This window comes from uncultured Streptomyces sp. (assembly GCF_947488945.1).
Taxonomy (GTDB): domain Bacteria; phylum Actinomycetota; class Actinomycetes; order Streptomycetales; family Streptomycetaceae; genus Streptomyces.
In genome coordinates, this window is record NZ_CANLBS010000059.1 from 1 (window position 1) to 1905 (window position 1905).

General features: G+C 69.5%; 2 protein-coding genes. Both read right to left on the reverse strand.

The features are described 5' to 3' along the window. Positions 1-4 precede the first annotated feature (4 nt). A complete protein-coding gene (locus tag Q0994_RS33790) occupies positions 5-967 on the reverse strand; it encodes an electron transfer flavoprotein subunit alpha/FixB family protein (protein ID WP_299542543.1) in 963 nt (320 codons plus the stop codon). 138 nt (positions 968-1105) lie between these two features. Continuing rightward, a complete protein-coding gene (locus tag Q0994_RS33795; protein ID WP_299542546.1) occupies positions 1106-1891 on the reverse strand; it encodes an electron transfer flavoprotein subunit beta/FixA family protein in 786 nt (261 codons plus the stop codon). Positions 1892-1905 lie beyond the last annotated feature (14 nt).

The window sequence follows — 1905 nt, forward strand, 5'->3', positions numbered from 1 at the left end:
GGGGTCAGCCCTTGCGGGTCTTGATCTCCTCGGTGAGCTGGGGGACGACGTCGAAGAGGTCGCCGACGACGCCGTAGTCGACGAGGTCGAAGATCGGGGCCTCGGCGTCCTTGTTGACCGCGACGATCGTCTTCGAGGTCTGCATCCCCGCCCGGTGCTGGATCGCACCCGAGATTCCGGAGGCGATGTAGAGCTGCGGGGAGACCGACTTACCGGTCTGCCCGACCTGGTTGGTGTGCGGGTACCAGCCCGCGTCGACCGCCGCACGCGACGCGCCGACCGCCGCACCGAGCGAGTCCGCGAGCGCCTCGATCACCGCGAAGTTCTCCGCACCGTTGACCCCGCGCCCGCCGGACACCACGATCGCGGCCTCCGTCAGCTCCGGGCGGCCCGACGACTCCCGCGGCGTGCGCGAGACGACCTTCGTACCCCGCGCCCCCTCGGAGAACGACACCGAGAGCTCCTCCACCGCGCCCGCCGCCGGGGACGGCTCGACCGGCGCCGAGTTCGGCTTCACCGTGATCACCGGCACCCCGCGCGACACCCGCGACTTCGTCGTGAACGACGCCGCGAACGCCGACTGCGTCGCCACCGGACCCTCCGCACCCGCCTCCACGTCGACCGCGTCCGTCAGCACACCCGAACCGATCCGCAGCGCCAGCCGCGCCGCGACCTCCTTCGCCTCCGCCGACGACGCCACCAGCACCGCCACCGGCGACACCGCCTCCACCGCAGCCTGCAGCGCCTCCACCTTCGGCACCACCAGGAACTCCCCGAACTCCGCAGCCTCCGACACCAGCACCCGCACCGCACCGTGCTCACCCAGCACCCGCGCCGTGCCCGCGGCACCCGCACCCAACGCCACCGCGACCGGCTCACCCAGCCGCCGCGCCAGCGTCAGCAACTCCAGCGTCGGCTTACGGACAGCCCCGTCGACATGATCCACATACACCACAACATCAGCCACGACAATCCACTCCCGCACGAAAGAACCACAACGACAACGACAACGAACGACCCACCCCACAACCCCGCACCCGCCAGAAACCAGGGGGTCCCGGAAAAGGTCCCGGAGAAAGGGGGTCCTGGAGAAGAAAAAGGGGTCCTAGATGAACTTCTGGCCCGCGAGGAACTCCGCGAGCTGCCGCCCGCCCTCACCCTCGTCCTTCACGACCGTGCCCGCCGTCCGCGCCGGCCGCTCCGCCGCCGACTCCACCAGCGTCCACGAACCGCCCAGACCGACCTCGTCCGCACCGATCCCCAGATCATCCAGATCCAGAGACTCCACCGGCTTCTTCTTCGCCGCCATGATCCCCTTGAACGACGGGTAGCGCGCCTCGCCCGACTGGTCGGTCACCGACACCACCGCCGGCAACGACGCCTCCAGCCGCTCCGTCGCCGCGTCCCCGTCCCGGCGCCCCGACACCACACCGCCCGAGACCGACACCTCCGACAGCAACGTCACCTGCGGCACACCCAGACGCTCCGCCAGCAACGCCGGCAACACACCCATCGTCCCGTCCGTCGACGCCATCCCGCACACCACCACGTCGAAACCGGTCTTCTCCACCGCCTTCGCCAGCACCAACGACGTCGCGATCACGTCCGAACCGTGCACATCGTCGTCCTCCACGTGCACCGCCTTGTCCGCACCCATCGACAACGCCTTGCGCAACGCGTCCCGCGCATCCTCAGGACCCACCGTCACCACGGTCACCACCGCGTCGTCCGCCTCGCCCGCGATCTGCAACGCCTGCTCGACCGCGTACTCGTCCAGCTCCGACAACAGACCGTCGACATCCTCACGGTCCACCGTCAGATCATCACCGAAACGCCGCTCACCGGTCGCGTCGGGCACAAACTTCACAGGGACAACGATCCTCAAGCTCACGCCGGCTCTCCTAC